This is a genomic window from Vibrio sp. Y176 (genome assembly GCF_033438945.1).
The window spans coordinates 1-513 of sequence record NZ_JAWOQS010001210.1; the positions used below are offsets into that span (position 1 = coordinate 1).

The window sequence follows — 513 nt, forward strand, 5'->3', positions numbered from 1 at the left end:
GATCTTATTCTCAACTTCTTCTGGTGCATCGGTCAACCCACCAAACATATCGCCTTGGCCAAAGGCCTCTGCTTGGTGATGTTGGCTGGCCGCTTTAACGGCATCGTTCAGTGACGCCATCATCGCCGCTCGATGAGGGCCAAGTCGGTCAAGTGCACCTGCATAAATCAGCTTTTCGATGACGCGTTTGTTAACACGTTTGAGATCGATACGAGCACAGAAATCAAATAGGTCTTTAAAGTGACCACCTTTGTTTCGCGCTTCTAGTATCGCATCGATAGGGCCTTCACCCACACCTTTGATTGCGCCGATACCGTAAACAATCGCACCGTTTTCATCAACGTTGAAACGGTATAAACCGGAGTTGATGTCTGGCGGCAACACGGTGAGTTTCATGCGGAAGCATTCGTCCACCAGACCAACTACTTTTTCGGTGTTATCCATATCGGCAGTCATTACCGCCGCCATGAATTCAGCTGGATAGTGCGTTTTAAGCCACAACGTTTGGTAAGA

At 48.7% G+C, this 513-nt stretch carries 1 pseudogene; it reads right to left on the reverse strand.

Features of this window, described 5'->3' with window-relative positions:
- Positions 1 to 513: pseudogene (gene dnaE, locus R7O13_RS31020) on the reverse strand (DNA polymerase III subunit alpha); the annotation flags it as partial.